Here is a 19,898-nt window from a genome sequence, read left to right as displayed (position 1 = left end):
ACCACCACCCCCTTCCCGCACTCCCGCCCCCTTGCCCACCCGGCCGGAGAACCGCACAGCGCCGACCACCGACACCGCGACCGGCCGTTCACCCCTGCGGATGCGCCGCGGCAGCACCTGCCCAACGCTGGTCGTCATGGACAGCGACGCTGTGGTGATCCGGCGGCTCATCGCCGCGGCCGCCCGCTCCGGCGCCCGGCTCATCGCCGAAGCAGCCCACACCATCAACGGCTGGGCCGTGCTGGCCGACCCCATCGCCGGCGCGATCTACAGCACCCCGCCCGACGCCGCCGAGGACGGGATCCGCGCCGCAGCCGCCCCACCCGCCACCGACGCCGGGGAAACCACCCCCGTCACCGTCCACCCGGTTGCCGGAGCCGCCCTGGTCCTGTGCCCCGGCACCGACACCTCCAGCCGCCGCGCCGACCTCGTGGCCACCGCCACCACCGGCCTCCTCGACGTCCGCGCCCGCCGCACCCTGGACCTCAGACCCGCCGAGATCCGCCTCCACACCGCCGCCGTCCGCCTCCTCCTGCGCGGAGAAACGACCCTCGCCCACACCATCCTCGGCACCCTCGCCCCCACCGCCACCGTCTACCGCCTCACCGGCCCCGACCCCCAGCGCGCCCACCACGCTCTGCGCCGCGCCCTCCAGCCCACCGCGCCGGACAACGGCGAACACACCCTGCTCACCCTCCAAGGCGGCGAACTCACCGTCATCGCCCTCCATCCGGCCGCCGACAACGGCCGCGTCCTGCGCCTCATCGCCCGCGCGGCCGAACGCCACCACCTCCTCGGCGGCGTCGCCGACCCCTGCGCCCTCGACATGATCACCACTGCCTGGGACGAAGCCGGACAAGCACAAACCGCCGCGACCCCCGGCCACCGCCTCGCCCCCGTCACCGGCCTCGGCGACCGCGCCCTGCTACGCCTCATCCCACCTGACCGGCTCACCGCCTGGGCCCGCACCCTGCTCCACCCCCTCGACACGACCGCCCGCCGCCTGCTGAACATCTGGCTCCGCACCGCCTCCATCGGCACCACCGCACACATCCTCGGCGTCTCCCGCGCCACCGTCCGCACCCGCCTGCGCACCACCGCCCACCTCCTCCACACACCCCTGGACTCCGCCACCACCCAGGCCCAGCTCCTCCTCGCCCTCAGAACCCCCACTCCCACCCCCGATGCCGCTGCCACGGCGGACCCGCCCCCCACCCGCGACCCCAGCAGCCGTGCACCGCTCCCCGTCGCCCTGACCGACGAACCGACCGCGCACCGATGGGCCACCACCCTCCTCGCGCCCCTGGACGCTCCGCCCCTGCGGATCGCCCTCCGCGTCTGGCTGCAGCACCTCGGCCACACCGCTCCGGCAGCCGACGCCCTCGGGCTTCACCGCACCACCCTGAACCGCTGGCTCGATGAGATCACCGAACGCCTCGCCGCCGACCTGACCTCACCGGCCACCCGCGCGGAACTCCACCTCGCCTGCCTGACACTCGACGAGCACAGCGGGCCCGGCGGGCTCCCACGACGCGGCGGCCGGACCTTCACAGGAGGCGCGCCTGCGGAGCGAACACCCCCGCCACCGGAGAAATGAGCGGACCGAACCGGGACCGCCGCCTGCGATGCGGATGGCCGGCCTCGGCACGCAGCGAGGCCGTTCAGGGTCCTCGTTCGGCACACACCGGCCCCGCCGACCACACCCCGCACGCCAGTCGAGTCAGCCCGGGCGGCGTGATCAGCGCGGCGGACTCCCGGGCGTCTCCCGTCTCGTGGGGGGCCACCAGTTGTGGGGCGGTGGCGTGATCCCGGTGCCGGATCTTGGCGCGGCACGGTGTGGCCGATCGCCCCGGCGGGCGCGGGGGATGGCGGATGATGTCGGCACTTCGGTTCCGGATCTTTCGGTGGAGGCGGAAAACGGGGCGGTTCACGGGGCAGCCTCCCGCGGTCGGGGAGCGGGTGACGCCACGGGTGTGGACGGTCTGCTTGGACGCCGCCGGACGCGGTCTCACGGCGGTGAAGGCCACCCGCAGCAGGTCCGCCTGCCCGCCGCAGCGCCTGGACACCCCCGCCATGCTGTCGGGTTCTGCGTTCGCGGATCAGCCGGGCTCTCCGCAGAGCGGGGCGGACGCTTCGATGCCGTACGCGGTGGAAAACTTCGCCTATCCCGAGGCCGCCAGGATTCTTCAGGAGCAGGGCATCGTGCTCAAGGGCGGTGACGGAAACATCACCCTCGTCACCTGTGGCAGTGCGCCGGGACTGCTGGAGGTGTGGGCGCTTGGCGGCAGGCAGGACAGGTCTGCTTCCGGTTCACCGGGAACCAGGGCTATCTGAGCCGGGAGATTCAGTCCGTCTACGGTGTCAAGGGCAATGCCTACACGACCGACGTCCATATGACGGTGGCCGGGACCGAGAAGTCGTTCACCGTGCCTGAGAGCGGTTAAACCCCTGTCGGGGAATCCGCTGACCGGGTGGCCGGGAGTTCAAGCTGGTGGTAATCACCGCGCGCAGGTTATGCGGGCGGTGTCCTGTTCCGGTTCTGCGTGGCGCTCGAGCACAGGACCCGTTCAGTGCGATCGCTGCGGACGCGTCGGCAAGGTGAGCCGGAGGTTCCTCACGTCAGCCCCCGCCGAAGGCGGTAGAGAGGCGTCTGGATTGGGCGAGCTCGGGAGGACAGAATTCAACGGTCTGCTCGGGAGGGCGGACAGGAATGCGTCGTTTCTGGCTGCCTCATGGCGCCGCAAGGACCTTTAGCAACTCGTGCACCTTGCGAAACTCCTGTATGCGCAGCTACACACGGCTCTTCCGTATGCCTGAGTTCAAGTTGTCCCGGATTGCACTTCCGGAACTCGAGCCACAGGACGAAATTTGGACCGGCCAACTTCCCGGCCAGCGTCTTTTCGCCGACTCGCGCGAACCCGGGCACGGGCCGCACCCGTTATTTCCTGCGGATGTCGTCGATACGCGACGAATGGCGTGGCTCGAAACATGCTTGCAGTCGAGTACATGTCGATACATGATCTGCTGGGTCCCTTCGCGGTGCGGACATTCGTGCGACGGAACCCATGGGAAGGTGTCCATGCTGCAGGTTGAACGTGCCTTCGACCACGCCTTATGCCGTACCCCGCTACGGCGGATCTCGTTATCGCTGCGAGGCAGGACGGCCCGCTTCGGTCTCAAGATGGAAGAACATGGGGTCACCGGATCGGTCAAAGCCCGAACGGCTGTGGGCCTGTTACGGGAATTGCATCGTCAAGCGCCCCTGGCACCCGGCACGGTGGTCGTCGAATCTACCTCGGGAAACCTCGGTCTCGCCATGGCACACATTCTCCCCTCCATAGACTGCGTATTTCTGGCTGTCGTGGACCTGAAGACCCCCCACTCGACCAGGCGGGAACTCCTGGAGCGAGGCGCGCGCGTCATCGTCGTGGACGAGCCCGACGGACAGGGCGGCTACCTTTTACGGAGACTCGACACGGTGCGCCGCATCCTCGCCGAGCACCCCGAGTACCGCTGGCCCAACCAGTACGAGAACCCGGCGAGCCCCCGGGTGCACGAGCACAGCACCGGACCGGAGATCGCCGACCAGGCGGGACCGGAGTTGAGCGCCGCGTACGCACCGGTGTCGACCGGGGGAACCCTTGCCGGCATCGCTGCCCATCTGCGTGAACACCGGCCCGATGTCCGCTGTGTCGCCGTCGACGTCACGGGTTCCGTCGCCATCGGCGGCAGCGCCGGACGTCGACTCATTCCCGGAATAGGAGCCAGCCGCCGCTCCGCGTTCCTCCGGGACGGCGCGTACGACCACGCGGTGCACGTGGACGACGCCGAGGCCATCGCGGTCTGCCGGATTCTGCGCGAGGACCTCGACGTGACTGTCGGCGGCTCCACGGGGTGTGTCGTCCGCGCGCTGCTGGCGGATCTCGCCACGGAGGCCGCCGGCGGGTTCCCCGTCTGCCTCGCCGCCGACGGCGGCGCCAAGTATCTCGACACCTTCTACTCCGACGACTGGATCAAGGAACAGGGTATTCACGAGAACGTCAGCGAGGCTGTCGATCGTCTGCGCGCGGACGGGGTCGCCTTCGGCTGGGGGGCAGCGCGGAAATGACCGGCAAGCACGGCGAGAGTCCCGGCACGCACCGCGAAAGCGTCGGCACGCACGCCGACGGTGCCGGCACTCACGAGGAGCGGGCCAAGTGGAGCGACTACCTGCCGTCACTGCAATTGGTGGCGTTCATAGAGTGGACCGGGACCGGTCTGTTCCTGGCCGCCTCGACCATCTACTTCGTGCGGATCGTGGGGCTGAGCGTCACCTCGGTGGGCGCGGGGCTGGCCATCGCGGGCGCGGTCGCCATGCCCGCCGCAGTGCCCGTCGCCCGTCTCGCCGAGCGTTTCGGGCCGCGCAGGGTGCTGGTGGGCGTCGATCTGATTCGCTCGGTGGCGACGCTCGCATACCTCTGGGTCGACGGGTGGCGCGGCTTCCTGTGTGTGGCGATCGTCATCGCCGTGACGGAACAGTCGTCGGCTCCCCTCGTCCAGGCCTATGTCGGCGCGCGCGTCGAGAGGAACCTCCGCAGCCGGGTCATGGCCATGCAGCGCACGATCGTCAATCTGGGGATCAGCGCGGGGGGGCTGATCGCCAGTGTGGCGCTCGGACGGGGGGACCGGGCCTCCTTCGACTGGCTGATGATCGGCGGCGCGGCAGCGTACGCGGCCGTGGCGCTGCTCCTTCTCTGTGTGCGTGGCGACGAGGGCGCCCAGCGAACCCAGCCCCGGGTCGGGCTGCTGCTCAAGGACTGGAAGCTGCTGGGATTCACTCTGTACAACGCGGTGCTGTCGCTGTGGACGCCGATGCTGAACGTGGCCTTCCCGCTCTGGCTCGTGACGCGCACGGACGTGCCCGAGCGCTACGTGGGGATTCTCTACGCCGTCAACACCGTGGCCTGTGTCGCCTTGCAGTACCCACTGAACGCCTGTTATCGAACGCCCCGACGCTCCTGGGTCTCCTACGGCGTCGCCGGCGGGCTGCTCGCGGTCTCGTGTGCGGGCTTCTCGCTGGCCCCGGGCGTGGAACCGAGCACGGCCGTCGCCGTCATGGCGGGATCCATCGTCCTCCTCACCTTCGGCGAGGTGCTCCAGGTGGGCGCTTCGTGGACGCTTTCCTACGAACTCGCCCCGGAGCACGCGCGCAGCGCCTACCTGGTCCTGTTCAACCTGGGGCGCACCATGGCCAACCGCGTGGCCGGACCGCTCCTGATGACCGGCGTGGTGCTCGCCCTCGGCACGGCGGGGTGGGTGCTCCTGGCCGGGATCTTCCTTCTCAGCTCGGCGGTTCCCGTCCTCGCCCTGGTCCGACGATTGCCCGCGAAGGCATCCGTCCTCGGGCCCGTTTCCTGACCCCGGTCTCTCCCCGTGTCTGTCTTCCCCGCGAGTTCCGAGTCCCACCCTCAGACCTCAGGAGGTCTCCGCCCGTGGATTTCGAGCGCTACCCCGAGAGTTCCTTTCGCTATCTGACCCGTGCGGACGTCATTGAGGCGACCCGGCGGATCGATATCGTCGACGCCGTCGCCGAGGCGCTGGTGCTGCACAGCGAGGGCAGGTCGGTCCTCCCGGAAGAGGCGTATCTGGGCTGGACGACATCGGGCGGCGCCGCCGCCCGATGCCTGGCCATGCCGGGCGCGCTCATCAAGGAGTCCGGGCCGGTGATCGGCCTGAAGACGATCAATGCGAGTGTCGCCAACCCCGACCGGGGCATTCCCCGGTCCCAAGGGTTCACGCTGCTGCTCGACGTGGACACGGCCCGGCCCGTCGCCCTGATGGAGGCCGCCTACATCAGCGCCATGCGCACTGCGGCGGTGACCGCCCTCGCGGCGCGACACCTCGCCGTCGAGATACCCCGGACCCTCGCGCTCATCGGCTGTGGCACGTTGGCGCAGGCCCACGCGACGCTCCTGCTGGCGAGTGTGCCGACGCTCGGCGAGGTCATCGCGTACGACATCACACCGGGCCGCGCGGAGAGCCTGCTGGCGTTCGTCGCCGGGCTGCCCGGCGGGGAGCGCCTGGCGTTGAAGGCAGCCGCAGGACCGCGGGAGTGCGTCGCCGACGCCGACCTGGTTGTTCCGGTCACCACGGTCACGGAGGGTTACATCGAGCCCGACTGGCTGAAAGCGGGCGCGCTGATCGCCCATGTCTCTCTCGACGACCTCACCCAGGAGGCGGTGTCGAGCGCCGATCTCGTGGTCGTCGACGACTGGGGCCTGGTGTCCGACGACCCACGACGCCTCCTCGGCCGCATGCACCGCGCGGGCAGCCTGCTCGGGCCCGACGGCCTGCCGCGGCCCGGAGTGACTCCCCTGCCGGGCGCGCGGAGAGTGGACGCTTCACTTGCCGACATCGTGGCCGGCCGCCATCCCGGTCGGCGCGGCCAGAACGACGTCATCGTCAGCAACCCGTTCGGCATGTCGATCCTGGACGTGGCCGTCGCCGACCGAGTCCGTGCCCAGGCCGAGGCCCGCGACATCGGCAGCCTGCTCAGCCTCTGAGAGAGAAGAGACACCATGCCCACGCATCAGGACATCCGTGAGGTCAACCGCACCATGTGGTCGTACGGCGAGTACCGGCATGTCGCCGACCTCCTCAGGCCCGGAGCAGTCGATCTGATCGACCGTCTCGCCCCGGAGCCCGGCACGCTGCACCTCGACGTGGCGACCGGAAACGGCAACGTGGCCCTTCTGTCCGCGCGTCGCGGTTCACTCGTCCAGGGCCTCGATCTGACCGACGAGTTCTTCCCGGACGCCCTTGAACGAGCCGAGCGGGCGGGCGTCCACATCGACCTTCACCGCGGCGATGCCGAGGAGCTTCCCTTCGGCGACGACTCGTTCGACCTCGTGACCTCGACCTACGGTGTGCAGTTCGCCCCGCATCACGCCGCCGCGGCGGGCGAGATGGCACGTGTCTGCCGTCCCGGTGGGCGTATCGGCATGTGCAACTGGACCAGCCGCAGTTGGACGGCGCACTTCCAGGAGATCCTGTCCTCGTACTTTCCCTCGCCCACGGGAAACCAGGGACAGCCCATGCTCTGGGGTGACGAGGAGTACCAACGAGAGCTGTTCGGGGACTCGTTCGAGCTCACGACGGAGCGTCGCGCGCTGTGGTACGCATTCGACGCCGAGGGGCTGATCGCCTTCTTCGAATCCTGCTTCGGCCCGTGCATCGCCGCCCGCAACACCATCTCCCCTCCGGGCCGATGGCACGAACTGCGCGCCGAGCTGGTCGAGATGACCGAGCGCTTCGTCACCACCGACAGCCGGGGGACCGGTCTACCTGTGGAATACCTCCAGGTGATCGCCGAGAAGAGGGAGCGACGGTGAGTGACACCCCCTCGCTCGTGCCCGCCGTATTCCCGCCGCTTCCACTCACGGAGGCCCACCGGAAGGCCGCGAGCGCGGTCGCCCTGTCCAGAACCGAGCCCTACGACCTCCGCGACGCGGTGGTCACCCACGTCGAACGCCACGCGGAACGGACCCCGGGGCGACCCGCCGTGGAGGAAGCCGGACGCACCGTCGGCTACGGCGAACTCGCGGACGAGGCCCGGCGGGCCGCGTCGGCACTCGCCGCCCGGGGCGTCGGCCCCGGCCAGGTGGTCGCCGTCGGCGGCGAGCGCGGCAGCGAGGTCGTGACCGCCTTCCTGGCCCTGGAAATCCTGGGCGCGGTCTATCTCCCGGTGGATGCCGGGTGGCCGTCCGCCCGCGTCGAGGACGTCCTCGCCGACAGCGCGGCGAGCTGCCTGATCACCACCGGCAGGCCCGAAGCCCGGAAGTCGCTGGTCAAGGGAGCCGAGGCGGCGGGCTGCCCCACACTGCGGTTCACCCTCGACGCGGAAACCGCCGTCCCCACGGGGCGTCCCCTGCCCCCGGCCCCCGACGAGATCCGCTACGTCCTCTACACCTCGGGTTCCACCGGCCGCCCCAAAGGCGCGCTGGTCGAGCACCAGGGCATGCTCAACCACCTGTGGGCGAAGGTCCATGACCTCGGGCTGGGCGCGGAGGACCGACTGGCCCAGACCGCTCCACTCGGTTTCGACATCTCCGTCTGGCAGATGCTCGCCCCGCTTCTGACCGGTGGCGTCGTGCAGATCTACACCGACGACGAGGCCCAGGACGGCGCGGCGCTGCTGACGTCCGTCGTGCGCCGGGGCACCACCGTCCTGGAGGTCGTGCCCACGCTGATCCGATTCCTGTTGGACGCCCGGGACACCTGTACGGCATCCGTCGGCCCGGCCCAGCCCGAATGGAAGACCCTCGCCGGACTCCGCTGGATGATCGCCACCGGTGAGGAGCTGCCGCCGGCGCTGGCTCGCCGCTGGCTCGCCGCCTTCCCGACGGTCGGACTGCTGAACGCGTACGGGCCCACGGAATGCTCCGACGACGTGACGCACGCGAGACTTGTGGCACCCGCCCCGGACGTGCGCCACCTTCCGATCGGCGGCCCTATCGGCAATGTCACGCTGTACGTGCTGCGCGGAGACGGCGACAGCTGGCTGTCGTGCCCGCGAGGCGAGGCGGGGGAGCTGTTCGTCGGCGGGGTCGCGGTGGGTCGCGGCTACCTCGGTGATCCGCTGCGTACCGCTGAGACCTTCCACCAGGACCCGTTCACCGGGCACGGCCGCGTGTACCGGACCGGGGATGCCGTCCGCGTCCTGCCGTCCGGGGAGTTGGAGTACCTGGGCCGCGTCGACCGCCAGGTGAAGCTGGGTGGCGTCCGGATGGAGCTCGCGGAGATCGAAGCCGTCCTCGGAGCTCATCCGGCCGTGACCGCCTGCGCGGTGACGGTGCACACCCCGGAGCCGTCCGCCGCGCTGGTGGCCCGGGAGACGGGACTCGCACCCGCCGCGGCGGTGCCGCCCCGACTCGTCGGCCACGTGGTGTCGGACCGCTCTCCCCTCCCCGTCGACGAGCTGCGCGCCCATCTATCCGACCGGCTCCCCCAGGCCATGGTGCCATCCGTCTTCGTGGAGCTGGCGGCCCTGCCGCTGACTCGCAACGGCAAGACGGACCACGCCGCGCTTCCCCCGCCGCCCCGCAGGGAACGACCCGCCGCCCGGGCCTACGACGCCCCCCATGATCTGACGGAACGGCACATCGCCGCCGTCGTCGCCGAACTGCTGGGCACGGGCGCGGTCGGCCGTGACGAGACGTTCCTGGAGCTGGGCGGCGACTCCCTCCTGGCCATGCGGCTGCTGGCCCGGCTGCGCGTCGACGGGACCGCCGCTACTCTGCGCGATGTCCTGGGCGACGGCAGCCCGGCCGCTCTCGCCGCCCTCGCCACGGACTCCGCCCCCGTCGGGACCCCGGCCGAGCGGCGCCCCGCCCCCTCCGCCGGGAGCGCCTCGGACGACGTCCCGCGCACCCGGCCGCTGACGCCGCAACAGGAAGGGGTCTACTTCCACTGGTGTCTCGACCCGGACAGCCCGAACTACAGCTACCAGGGATCCCTGGTGCTGGACGGCCCACTCGATCACGACCGGCTCTCCCGCGCCTGGGACCTGCTGCTGGAGGAGAATCCGGTCCTGCTCGCGCGTTTCGCGGAACAGGACGACAGGCCCGTCCACAGCTACCCGCACTGGCGCGTGCCGCTGCCCGCCGTCGAGCACCTCGGAGAACACGGAGCGGAGGAACGCCTGCGGCGCCACCGGGAGGAGGCCGCCGACGAGGCCGCGCGGCCGTTCGCCCTGACCTCGGAACCACCCCTGCGACTGCGCCTGTTCTCCCTCGGGGACCGGGAGCACCGGCTTCTGGTCACCATGCACGAGATCCTGCTCGACGGCTGGGGTGCCACCGTGCTGTTCCGTCGCCTCGCAGAGCTGTACCAATCGGCACGGGACCGCACGGCCACCGCCGACCGGGAGCGAACCGCGCACTACGACCGCTACCTCGACTGGCACGAGGAACTCCTGCGCACCCCGGAAGTCGCCGAGGCCGGCGCGTACTGGCATCGACAGCTCGCCGGCGAACTGCCCGTGCTCGACGTGGCGCAGCGGCCGAGGCCGAAGCGACCGACGTACCGGGGTCGGATCGTCGAGGCCGTCCTGACAGAGGATCTGACGACGTCCGTGCGGGAGTCGGCGCGCCGCATCGGCGGGACCTCGTTCAGTCACCTCCTCGCCGCTTACGCGCTGGCCCTCGCGTACTACGGCGACACCGACGAGGTGATGATCGGCGCGCCGATGGCGAGCCGCGACCGTCCCGAGCAGGCCGACGTCCCCGCCTTCATGCTGTCGATGCTCCCGCTGCGCATCGCGGTGGACCCCGGCACGACCATCGGCACCTTCGCGGAACGGGTCCGGGACGTGGTGCTCGACGGATACGCCGCGTCCGACCATCCCTTCGGCTGGACCCTGCGCGATCTGCCGGCCACCGCGCGCAGCGGCTCCGCCACGCCCGTTTTCCAGACCATGCTCAACATGCTCGCCTACCCGGCGGCGGGCACGACCGCGGACGGGGTGACCTTCCGATTCGTCGAACTCGACACCGGCTACACCAAGTACGACTGCGCGCTCTACGTGCAGCCGCACGGGCCGGGGGAGCTTCTCCTGCAGTTCGCATATCAGCCGCAGCTGATGGACGAGGACGTCGCCCGGAACGTGCTGGAGAGCACGCTGCTCGCCGCGCGCGCCCTCGTACAGGCCCCCGGCACTGCGACCCGCGCGTTGAACCTGCTGCCGGACGCGAAGAGCCGGTACCTCGTCTCCAACCTCACCACGGGAGGAACCCTCTGATGCTGTCCGACGTCACCGCACCGCATGAGGCCGGCATCGGCGACGGCCCCGCGTCACTCGCGGCGCTCTTCGCCGCGCAGGCCGCCGCCACCCCGGACGCGATCGCGGTGCGGACCGGCGAGCGCGTCCTGACCTACGGCCAACTGGATCTGTGGAGCGGCCGACTCGCGGCACAGCTCGCCGATCGCGGTGTGCGCCCCGGCGGCGTCGTCGCGCTCGCGGCCGATCGGGGGCCCGCCGCTCTCGCCGGTGTGCTCGCGGTGCTGCGCACCGGTGCCGGCCATCTCGGTCTCGACCCGGCGATTCCGGCCCGCCGACAGCGCAGGATGATCGAGGAGACCGCTCCGGACTGCGTACTCGCGGAACCGGGGCTCGACCAGTTCCCGACGCTGGACGCGCCCCGGGTACGGCTGACCGAGCCGACGCGGGGGCCCGTGCTCGCGCCTCGCGACCCGGCCGACGACGATCCCTCGGCGGTGTTCCACATCGTCTACACCTCGGGCACGACCGGGGACCCCAAAGGGGTGCGCATCGGCTGCCGGGCGGTCCTCAACCGGTTGCGGTGGATGTGGCGTGACCACCCCTTCGAGCCCGGAGCCGTACTCGCCGTCCAGAAGTCCGTCTCCCTGGTCGCCTCCCCCTGGGAACTGCTCGGCGGACTCCTGCGGGGAGTCCCGTCCGTCTTCCTGACCAGGGAGGAGGTCTTGGACCCCGCCCTCTTCGCCGACGCCTTCGAACGCGAGCGGGTCACCCATCTGTTCCTCACTCCGCACCTTGTGACCGGGCTGCTGGACGAGGCGGACCGCCGCGGCGGACTCGCGCATCGTCCGGTGCTCGTGACCAGCGGTGCGGACGCCCTGCCGACGGCCACAGTCCACCGGTTCCGCGCGACGTTCCCGGGTACCACCCTGCTCAACCTGTACGGGATGACGGAGACCGCCTCGAACGTCGCCGCGTACGACACCGCCGCGCTCGCCCCCGACGCCGACCGGGTGCCCGTCGGGAAGGCGGTGGCAGGCGCGTCCCTCACCGTGCACGACCGGTACGGTCGGCTGCTGCCCCCGGGAGTGGTCGGCGAGGTGTGGGTGGCGGGGACGCCCCTGGCGCTGGGCTATGTCCGTGCCAGCGGCGACAGGTTCACCACAGGGGACGACGGCGTGCGCCGCTACCGCACCGGAGATCGCGGTCGGCTGTCCGCCGGAGGCGATCTGGAGATCGTCGGACGGGTCGACAACCAGGTGAAAATTCGCGGCTATCGTGTCGAACTCGAAGAGATCGAGGCCACCCTGCGCAAGAATCCGTCCGTCGCCGAAGCGGGTGTCTTCGTCACCGAGGAACAAGGGGAACCCCGGCTGGTCGCCTGTGTGACGGAGGCGGCTGAAGCGGATCCGGCGGCTCTGCGAGCCTTCCTCCGGGATCGGCTGCCGGACTACATGCTCCCGTCACGGATCGTCGTGCTGCCGAACCTGCCTTTGGGGACCAACGGCAAGCTGGACCGTGTCGTCCTCGGGACGATCGCCGAGAATGCCGCCCAGGGGCCGCGCGAGCGGTTCGCACCGGCCGACGAGACAGAGAGCGTCGTCCTCGGCCTCTGGGAGCGTTTGCTCGGAACGGCCCCCGCCACGCCGGACGACAACTTCTTCGACGCGGGCGGCCACTCCCTGCTGGCCGTCCGGTTCGCGAACCGGCTGGAGACGGCGTTCGGCAAGCGCATCAGCCTGCGTCGACTGCTCGGGTCCCCCACCTTCTCGGGGGTCGTCGAGCTGTGCCGCGACCGTGACGGCGACGCGGAGGCCGGCGCATGACCACGACAGCGGCGTGGGTGCGCTTCACCCTCCGGCCTGACGACGCCCACACGCTCGTCGTCTGCGTTCCGCCCACCGGCGCGTCCGGCACGTCGTTCGACTCCTGGGCGTCGCGGATGCCGACCGGAACGGCCCTCGCGGTCGTGGACCCGCCCGGCCGCGGCCCGCGCCTCGGCGAGCGGCCGGTGACCGACATGGCCGAGTACGCGCAGATGATCGCCGCCGAACTCGCCGGCTCGGACCGACGGCTGATCCTGGTCGGAGTCGGCCTGGGCGGCGTCATCGCGTACGAGACGTGTCGAGCCCTGGCGGAAGCCGGCCGGGACGTGGCGCTCCTGTGCGTGGTGGCGGGCAGGCCGCCGTCGGCCCGCACCGGTGGATCCCGGTCGATCACCGCGGTGGACGCGCGGTCGTACGCGGCGGCAGCCGGCCTCACGGCACCGGAGCCGGTCAAGGGGCCGGAGGCCGCCGAGGAACTTCTCCTGGCCCCGATCCTCGCCGATCTCCGGCTCGGCGCGGGATACGACGGCCGTGCCGCGCCGAGCCTCTCCGTGCCGGTCCGGCTGGTCAGAGGCACCCACGACCCGCGGGTCTCCGAGACGACGGCCCGTGAGTGGGCACGGTACACAGACATCCAGTGGACCGAAGACACCGTGGACGGCGGTCACGACATCCACCGCACGGCCCCCGGGCCGGTGATCCGGGCCTGTGTGCCGGCCCCGGTCGCGGCCGGGGAACCGTCCCGGCGGTCGTTGCTGAGCGTCGGCGTCGGCGCGGTCACCGTCGCGTTCGGCGCGACCGCCACCCCTGCCGAGGCGCTCGCGCCGAACGCGACGGTGACCGCGCCGCTTCAGACGGCCCGGAGCGGAACGGGCCCGGCGACGTTCACGAGCGCCGCCGCCGTCGACCCGGTCGCTCTCGCCTCCGCGATGATCCGTCACGACACCGGCAATCCGGGCGACGGCGCGCTCACCCTGCCGCACGCCCGGATGCTCCGGCACCTCTTCGAGGACGCCGGCGCCCGCACGGAGACGGTTGAGACCCCGAAGGCCGGAAACGTCCACTTCTTCGCCCGAGTCCCCGCCGCGGGCCCCACGGACAAGAAGCCCCTGCTTCTGCTCGGGCACTCCGACGTGGTGCCCGCGATCGGCGACCCGTGGACGGTGGACCCCTTCGGGGGCGAGGTGAAGGACGGACGTCTCTACGGTCGGGGCGCGCTGGACATGAAGGGAACCAACGCGGCCTTCGCAGCCGCCCTGGTGCGACATCTGAGGGAAGGAGCACGCTTCGACCGCGAGGTGATCTTCTGGTCCGACTGTGACGAGGAGCAAGGCTCCCACGGAGTGCGTTGGCTGCTGGACAAGTACCCGGGCAAGGTAGAACCCGGGGTCGTCCTCACCGAGGGCGGCTGGATCCTGAACCAGAAGGACGAGACCACCCCCATGCTCGCCAGTCTGACCTGCTCGGACAGGCGCGCGATCCTCGTCCAGGTGGAGACCCGGGCCTACGCGACCCACACCTCGAAGCCCAACGAGGGCCAGGCGGTGGTCCGCCTCGGTCGGGCGCTCGAACTACTCGGCGACTTCCGTGCCCCCATCCGCCCCAACGCGCTGTCCCGCACCTACTTCAAGGAGTTGAGCCGCGCCACTCGCGACCGCGCGTTCGCGGCCGCACTCCGGGACATGCTCTCCGCCCGCACCCAACCGGCCAGGAACGAGGCCGGTGAGCGCGCGATCAGAGCGAGCGGGCACCCCGAACTGCACAACGCCATGATGCGCACCACCCTCGCGTTCGTAGGCGCCGACGCCGGCTACTACACCAGCATCATCCCGGGCCGCGCCTCCGCGCGGATGCTCGTCGGCTTCCTGCCCGGCGGGGACGACCCCGCCACGGTGGTGCGCGGACTACGTGAGCTCATCGCGGATCACGCCGTGCTGTCCGTCGTGGCCCGCGCGGGCGAGACGGAGCAGCAGGCGTTGGAACGGTTCACCGGATATCTCGCGGTCCCGGCGTCCACGGTCGACACGGACATCTTCCGCATGTGGCGGCGCGCCGTGACGGTCACCCACGGCAAAGTGGCCACGACCGCCGCACAGTTCGAAGCGGTGACCAGCGCTGTCCCTTTCCGTGAGAAGGGAATCCCGGTGTACGGGATGTACCCGTACACCGTCGACCGGGACGCCTTGCGGCGTATGCACGGCACGGACGAGTACATCAAGGTGGAGGAACTGCGCCGCGGCACCGAGACCGTGTACCAGCTTCTCGCTCAGCTGCGCGTGCCGAGAGGAAGCGGATCGGCCACCCGCGGCCGAGAGGGGGCCACGGGTGGCTGACGAGGGGCACGACGCGATCCCGACGGAACTGACCCGCGGGCAGGCACGGCGCTGGCGCGCGGCATGCGCCTCGGACAACCCGGTCGACCAGATGTCACCGACCTATCTGGTGACGGACGAGATCGATCCGCTTCTGCTCGGCCGGGCTCTGGCGCGGGTCGTCCGCCAGCACGCCCCGCTGCGGACGCGCATCGTGGCCGGCCCGGACGGAGAACCCGTGGCGACGCTCCGGGCGGCCCCGGACTCGTACCCGGTGAAGGTCGTCGATCTGACCGGGCAGCCCACCGAACGGCAGGCGGACGCCAGCACCCGCTTCGGGGCGACGGACAGCGCGGTGCCCGTGGATCTGGCGACGGACTGGCCGATGCGTGTGACCCTGGTGACCCTCGAACCCAGGCGCCATCTGCTGTTCCTCACCATCAGCCATGTCGTGGCCGACGGCTGGAGCTGTGGCGTGGTGATCAGGGGCATCCAGAGCCACTTCCGCGCACTGTCCCGCGGGGAGGCCACCGATCCGGGAGATCCGCAGAAAGCGCTCGAAGCTGCCTGGGCGGCCTTTGTGGCCGAGTCCGCGGAGCGGGAGCGGTCCGGCTGGTACACCCGTGATCTGGGCTGGTGGCGTCGCCGTCTCGGCGGAGCGTTCGGAGTGCCGGCGTCGGACGCCGGGCCGGGGAAGGGGTCCGGGGAGAGTCCGGGCGAAGGGGCGCGGAGCACCGTGGCGTTGTCCCTGCCTTTCGGTCTCCCCGATCCTCTGGGGAAGGGGATGCGGCAGCTGGCGAGTTCGCTGCGTTCGACCACGTTCACCATCACGCTGGCGGCGCTGGCCGCAGTGCTCGCCGATCTGACGGGAACCCCGGAGACGGTCGTTTCCGTGCCGTACGCGGGACGTGAGGAAGAGGAGCACGAGCCGCTCGTCGGTCTGTTCAGCGACCGACTCCTGCTGCGGGTCCCGGTCGACCGCACGGCGACCTTCCCTGAACTGGTCGAGCAGGCCCAGGACGTGCTCCTCGACGCGGTCGACCACGCGAGCACACCGTCGTATCTGGTCGAGGAGGCCCTGGCACAGGATGACCCGGAAGCCGCGCACGCCCCCTCCGTGTGCATGCAGATCTACCCTCGCTCGATGTGCGACGCCGAGCCGACCGAACCCGGGGATCTGGCGTTCCGTCTCCTGGGTTTTCGCACACCGGCACTGCACGACGGACTGGCCCTGCACATGGTCGAGCCGGACGGCGGCCCCACCACCGGCAGGCTCACCCATCTGCCGTCGTTCATGAACCCTGCTCAGGCCGCCGAATTCCTGGTCTTCCTCTTCCGGGTCCTCTCGACGGCGGTGCGGGACCAGGGCTGCTCCGTCGCCGAGATCCTCCGGGCCGCGAGGAGGGGAACCGGAGCCGAAGGCGGCATCGAAGTCGGAATGGGAGCCGGGACCTCCGACGACGTCGTCCTGTGGGAGCAGGACGACTGGGTCGCCGCCTCGGCGCGGTCCCACCCCTGAAGGCCGCCCGCGAGGCGCCCGTGCCATGGAGGCCGGCCGGTCGGCGAGGAACTCGGGCCGACGCGCGGGTTGCCGCGCTTCATGTACGGGGCCTGCTTGGCAGCTGCCACCGAACTGGGGACACGCGATCTGATGACCCCACTGACGGCGAACCGGTGCCCGGCGACCCCCGCTGGCGGGCATGGCCGTCGGGCTCTCGCACATCACCGCGGCCGTCGTGCTAGGCGCGGTGTTCTGGGGTGTAACGCACGGCGGCATTCCGACGTTGACGCAGACCGCAGGGGTGAAGGCGGCCCCGTTCGCTCCCGACACGGCCAACTCACTCTGGGTCACCGGATGGAACATCGGCATGGCTGGCGGCTCCCCGCTCGGCGGCGCCGTCCTGGACGGCGCCGGGGCACAGGCCTTGCCCTGGGTGGCCTCAGCCCTGCTGGCGGCCTCCGCGCTGACGGCCGTGCTCGCCCGGAGCGACGGCTTCCCCCCGCCCAGCCGTGTGCACGCCCGCGATGAGGCAGCGTGAAGCCCCCGCGGACACGGCCCGGCCGTCCACCCGGAGGCACAGGCATCGCCCACAGCTAAGAGGTCGTGGTCGAACCCGGCGATCATCGCGAGCTCCGCAACCGTCCCGTCCGCGGGCTCGATCGTCCGCAGGGTGTGGGGCATCGCTCTGGCGGCATCCGCGATGATGAACGCGTCGCGGGCGTCGGTCTTCGCCTCGCCAGGGTAAAGATCGGCGATCCGTCGCATCGTGAGTCCGGGCAGGTAGGCGACCTGGCATCCCGCGTCCCGGGCGACCGCCAGCGGCAGGGCCCCGATGGAGGCAGGCTGGTCGGGGTCGGCGGCGTCCGGGTTCCGCGTTCCGCGCGGGGTCAGTCGGTGATCCAGTGTTCGTAGAGGGCGTGGTCGGGGCGGAATCCGGCGGCGACGAGTTCCCACATCATCTCGTCGCTGCCGCCGCCGAGGCGGGTGACTTTGAGGTCCCGCCAGAGGCGTTCCAGGGGGGTGGCGTCCTCGGTGTATCCGCGTCCTCCGAAGAGGTGCACGCATTCGCTGGTGACCTGTTCGCCGAGCCGTGCGGCGGTCACTTTGAGGGCGGCTGCCTCTGCTGGGGGCACATGGCCGTTGGCCGACCATTCGGTGGCGGCCGCGTACAGGCCGAGGCGGGTGATGCGGACCTGGGAGTGGAGGTCGGCTGCGCGCAGGCGCAGGGCCTGGTGGCGGTGGAGGGGTGTGCCGAACTGTCTTCTGCGTTTCAGGTGGGTGATGGCCAGGGTCATGGCGAGGTCGAGGGCGCCGAGGGTCTGGGCGGCCAGGGCGAGGCGTTCGTGGAGGAGGCCGTGGCCCATGGCGGCCAGTCCGGCGCCGGGGCGTACCAGGACCGCTTCGTCGGGGACGGTCGCGTCGACGGACAGGCAGACGGTCTCCAGGCTGCGCATGCCGGTGGTGGTCCAGCGTTTCACCGTGTGGAGTCCGTCGCGGGGAACGATCACGATGGCGGGGCCGTCGGTGTGGCGGCAGAGTACGAGGGCGGTGTCGGCGGCGGCGCCGGGTGACACGTACCACTTGGTGCCGTGCACCTGCCATTGGCTGCCTTTGGGGGTGAGCCGGGTTTCGACGGCGGCCAGGTCGGAGCCGACGTTCTGTTCGGAAGTAGCGACGCAGCAGGTGATGTCGCCGTCGAGGGCCTGACCGAGGAGCGCTCTGGCGTGGTCGGTGGTGGCGTAGCGGCGCAGCAGGGGGACGGCTGCCTCCAGGTGGAGGCCGATGCCGACGCCGATGCCGCCGAGTCCGGCCCGTCCCATTTCTTCGGACAGGAGCACGGAGCGGCCGAGGTCGCCGTGGATGCCTCCGGTCCAGCGTTCGGTGAAGAGTCCGGCGGCGCCGCAGGCGGTCACCGCTGCCCGGGGGAACGTCCGGTCGCGCTCGGCGGCGGGGAGCAGGGGGGCGATGCGGTCGGTGATGAGTGTGCGGACGCGTTCGCGGAACTGCGCGGTCCGGTGACTGGCCGTGCCGAGCGCGAGGTGGGCCGCGAGGCCGGTGGAGTGCGTCGGCCCGGATTCTGCGCGGTCGTCGTTCATGGATTTCGCACCTTTTCGGAGGACTGCGTGTGCGGCGCGGCGGTCGGTCGGGAGGGGGTTTCTCTGGTGGGGGCTGTGCCGGGGCGGGTTCAGGTGGTGGCGGGTGGTGCCGTGTCCGCGAGGGTGAGGAGGTGGGTGAGTGTCGTTTCGGGGGGTGTGCTGACGGCTTCCAGGTCGACGTGCCAGTCGTCCTGGAGGGACATGGTCAGTTCGGCGATGGCGAGGGAGTCGAGTCCCAGGTCGGCGAGGGTGGCGTCGGGGTGGACGGTGTCGGGGGCGACGTTGAGTTTCTCGGTGAGCAGACGGGTCAGGTGCTCGTAGCGGGAGGCCATGGTCATGGGGTTGCCTTGTCGTCGTGGGGGTGCGGGGGCAGGGTGCGGGGGCGGGCTTCGGGGAAGAGCAGGGTGTGGGAGCCCCAGGCGAGGCCGGCGCCGAAGCCGGTGAGCAGGGTGCGCTGTCCAGGGTGGGCGGCCCGGCGGGTGGCGGCGTCGGCGAGTGCGAGGGGGATGGACGCGGCGGCGGTGTTGCCGAGCTCGCGCAGGTTGCCGTGGCGCCTGGCGGCGGGGATGTGGAGGCGGTCGGCGACGGCGTCGATGATGCGCTGGTTGGCCTGGTGGCTGATGAATGCCTCGACGTCGTGCGTGGTCCAGCCGGTCTTCTCCAGGGCGGTGAGCGCGGAGGACGTCATCCGGCGTACGGCCTGGGTGTACACGGCACGGCCGTTCATCCGCAGGTGATGGTCGCCGGGGTGGGTACCGGGGGCGCCGAGGGGGGTGCGTGATCCGCCTGCGGGGACCTGGGCGTAGGCGGCGCGGGCGCCGTCGCTGCCGAGGTCGGCTGCTTGCAGTGCGCCGGGTTCGGTGGGGGTTCCGGGGCGCAGGAGGGCGGCGCCGGCTCCGTCGCCGAAGAGGATGGCGGTGTCGCGGTCGTGGGGGTCGATCAGGGTGGTGGTGTAGGTCTCCGCGCCGATGACCAGCGGGTGGGTGCAGTGGCCGGCGGTGATGAGGGCGCGGGCGACGGTGAGGGCGTAGACGAAGCCCGCGCAGGCGGCGGACAGGTCGAGGGCGGGGGTGCCGGTGTGTCCGAGGCGGTGGGCGACCTCGGGTGCGGTGGCCGGGCAGCGGTGGTCGGGTGTGGTGGTGGCGAGAAGGACGATGTCGGGGTGGATACGGGTCCCGGCGAGTTCGGCGGCGGAGTCCAGGGCGGCCCGTCCCGCGGCGGTGGCGAGGTCTCCGGTGCTGGTGCGGGCGTCGGCCATATGACGGGAGGCGATTCCGGTGCGCTGAAGAATCCACTGGTCGTCGGAGTCGAGACGGTTGTCCGCGATGAGGCGGCTGTTGGAGACGGCCTGTTGGGGAAGGCTCGCGCCCAGTCCGCACAGGACAGCGGTGGTGGCAGGCATACCGG

14 protein-coding genes and 1 pseudogene are annotated in these 19,898 nt (G+C 71.1%); 11 read left to right on the top strand and 4 right to left on the bottom strand.

Going from position 1 to position 19,898, the window contains the following annotated elements; genetic code table 11:
* The first annotated feature begins 136 nt into the window (after positions 1–136).
* The 11 genes from AB852_RS08900 (at position 137) to AB852_RS08845 (ending at position 16,933) form a co-directional block, all read left to right on the top strand.
* Entirely contained in the window at positions 137–1,597 is a 1,461-nt protein-coding gene (locus AB852_RS08900; RefSeq protein ID WP_245876691.1) for a helix-turn-helix domain-containing protein, read from the top strand.
* 389 nt (positions 1,598–1,986) lie between these two features.
* On the top strand, positions 1,987–2,334 hold the full coding sequence (locus AB852_RS39600; RefSeq protein ID WP_178390969.1) for a hypothetical protein: 348 nt from the start codon (positions 1,987–1,989) through the stop codon (positions 2,332–2,334).
* Positions 2,335–2,710: 376 nt separating this feature from the next.
* Positions 2,711–4,108 carry a pyridoxal-phosphate dependent enzyme gene (locus AB852_RS08890; RefSeq protein WP_079184441.1) on the top strand — a complete coding sequence of 466 codons (1,398 nt, stop codon included), beginning with the start codon at positions 2,711–2,713 and terminating at the stop codon, positions 4,106–4,108.
* A complete protein-coding gene (locus AB852_RS08885) occupies positions 4,105–5,397 on the top strand; it encodes an MFS transporter (protein WP_073785826.1) in 1,293 nt (430 codons plus the stop codon). The genes AB852_RS08890 and AB852_RS08885 overlap by 4 nt, the downstream gene beginning before the upstream one ends.
* A gap of 74 nt (positions 5,398–5,471) precedes the next feature.
* Positions 5,472–6,542, top strand: a complete 1,071-nt coding sequence (locus tag AB852_RS08880; RefSeq protein ID WP_073785824.1) for an ornithine cyclodeaminase family protein — start codon at positions 5,472–5,474, stop codon at positions 6,540–6,542.
* Between the two features lie 15 nt (positions 6,543–6,557).
* Entirely contained in the window at positions 6,558–7,370 is an 813-nt protein-coding gene (locus tag AB852_RS40200) for a class I SAM-dependent methyltransferase (RefSeq protein ID WP_079184440.1), read from the top strand.
* The gene (locus tag AB852_RS08870; RefSeq protein ID WP_073785822.1) at positions 7,367–10,777 is read left to right on the top strand and encodes a non-ribosomal peptide synthetase; all 3,411 of its coding nucleotides are present in this window, start codon (positions 7,367–7,369) and stop codon (positions 10,775–10,777) included. The genes AB852_RS40200 and AB852_RS08870 overlap by 4 nt, the downstream gene beginning before the upstream one ends.
* Positions 10,777–12,582: a non-ribosomal peptide synthetase gene (locus tag AB852_RS08865; RefSeq protein WP_073785820.1), complete on the top strand. Its 1,806-nt coding sequence runs from the start codon at positions 10,777–10,779 to the stop codon at positions 12,580–12,582. Before AB852_RS08870 ends, AB852_RS08865 begins: the two co-directional genes overlap by 1 nt.
* Positions 12,579–14,915, top strand: coding sequence for a M20/M25/M40 family metallo-hydrolase (locus tag AB852_RS08855; RefSeq protein WP_079184438.1), 2,337 nt, complete (start codon positions 12,579–12,581; stop codon positions 14,913–14,915). The genes AB852_RS08865 and AB852_RS08855 overlap by 4 nt, the downstream gene beginning before the upstream one ends.
* Entirely contained in the window at positions 14,908–16,413 is a 1,506-nt protein-coding gene (locus AB852_RS08850; RefSeq protein WP_073785818.1) for a condensation domain-containing protein, read from the top strand. Before AB852_RS08855 ends, AB852_RS08850 begins: the two co-directional genes overlap by 8 nt.
* Before the next feature lie 265 nt (positions 16,414–16,678).
* A complete protein-coding gene (locus tag AB852_RS08845) occupies positions 16,679–16,933 on the top strand; it encodes an MFS transporter (protein WP_143201194.1) in 255 nt (84 codons plus the stop codon).
* Positions 16,934–16,986: 53 nt separating this feature from the next.
* Here the strand turns inward: AB852_RS08845 and AB852_RS08840 are convergent.
* From AB852_RS08840 to AB852_RS08825, 4 genes and pseudogenes are all read right to left on the bottom strand, one after another.
* Positions 16,987–17,244: pseudogene (locus AB852_RS08840) on the bottom strand (IS110 family transposase); the annotation flags it as partial.
* A gap of 38 nt (positions 17,245–17,282) precedes the next feature.
* A complete protein-coding gene (locus AB852_RS08835) occupies positions 17,283–18,491 on the bottom strand; it encodes an acyl-CoA dehydrogenase family protein (protein ID WP_079184437.1) in 1,209 nt (402 codons plus the stop codon).
* Between the two features lie 89 nt (positions 18,492–18,580).
* Complete coding sequence (locus AB852_RS08830) at positions 18,581–18,829, bottom strand: acyl carrier protein (RefSeq protein ID WP_218623241.1); 249 nt, start codon at positions 18,827–18,829, stop codon at positions 18,581–18,583.
* Positions 18,826–19,893: a beta-ketoacyl-ACP synthase III gene (locus AB852_RS08825; protein WP_073785812.1), complete on the bottom strand. Its 1,068-nt coding sequence runs from the start codon at positions 19,891–19,893 to the stop codon at positions 18,826–18,828. The genes AB852_RS08830 and AB852_RS08825 overlap by 4 nt, the downstream gene beginning before the upstream one ends.
* Between the last annotated feature and the right edge of the window lie 5 nt (positions 19,894–19,898).

It is taken from the genome of Streptomyces uncialis (genome assembly GCF_001905345.1).
GTDB lineage: Bacteria > Actinomycetota > Actinomycetes > Streptomycetales > Streptomycetaceae > Streptomyces > Streptomyces uncialis.
This window is presented reverse-complemented; position numbering and strand designations above follow the sequence as displayed.

What these genes read in the sequence shown, in the direction of transcription:
- AB852_RS08900 (WP_245876691.1), top strand. Translation starts at nt 137, where the DNA reads ATGGACAGCGACGCTGTGGTGATCCGGCGGCTCATCGCCGCGGCCGCC.
- AB852_RS08890 (WP_079184441.1), top strand. Translation starts at nt 2,711, where the DNA reads ATGCGTCGTTTCTGGCTGCCTCATGGCGCCGCAAGGACCTTTAGCAAC.
- AB852_RS08885 (WP_073785826.1), top strand. Translation starts at nt 4,105, where the DNA reads ATGACCGGCAAGCACGGCGAGAGTCCCGGCACGCACCGCGAAAGCGTC.
- AB852_RS40200 (WP_079184440.1), top strand. Translation starts at nt 6,558, where the DNA reads ATGCCCACGCATCAGGACATCCGTGAGGTCAACCGCACCATGTGGTCG.
- AB852_RS08865 (WP_073785820.1), top strand. Translation starts at nt 10,777, where the DNA reads ATGCTGTCCGACGTCACCGCACCGCATGAGGCCGGCATCGGCGACGGC.
- AB852_RS08855 (WP_079184438.1), top strand. Translation starts at nt 12,579, where the DNA reads ATGACCACGACAGCGGCGTGGGTGCGCTTCACCCTCCGGCCTGACGAC.
- AB852_RS08835 (WP_079184437.1), bottom strand. Translation starts at nt 18,491, where the DNA reads ATGAACGACGACCGCGCAGAATCCGGGCCGACGCACTCCACCGGCCTC.
- AB852_RS08830 (WP_218623241.1), bottom strand. Translation starts at nt 18,829, where the DNA reads ATGACCATGGCCTCCCGCTACGAGCACCTGACCCGTCTGCTCACCGAG.
- AB852_RS08825 (WP_073785812.1), bottom strand. Translation starts at nt 19,893, where the DNA reads ATGCCTGCCACCACCGCTGTCCTGTGCGGACTGGGCGCGAGCCTTCCC.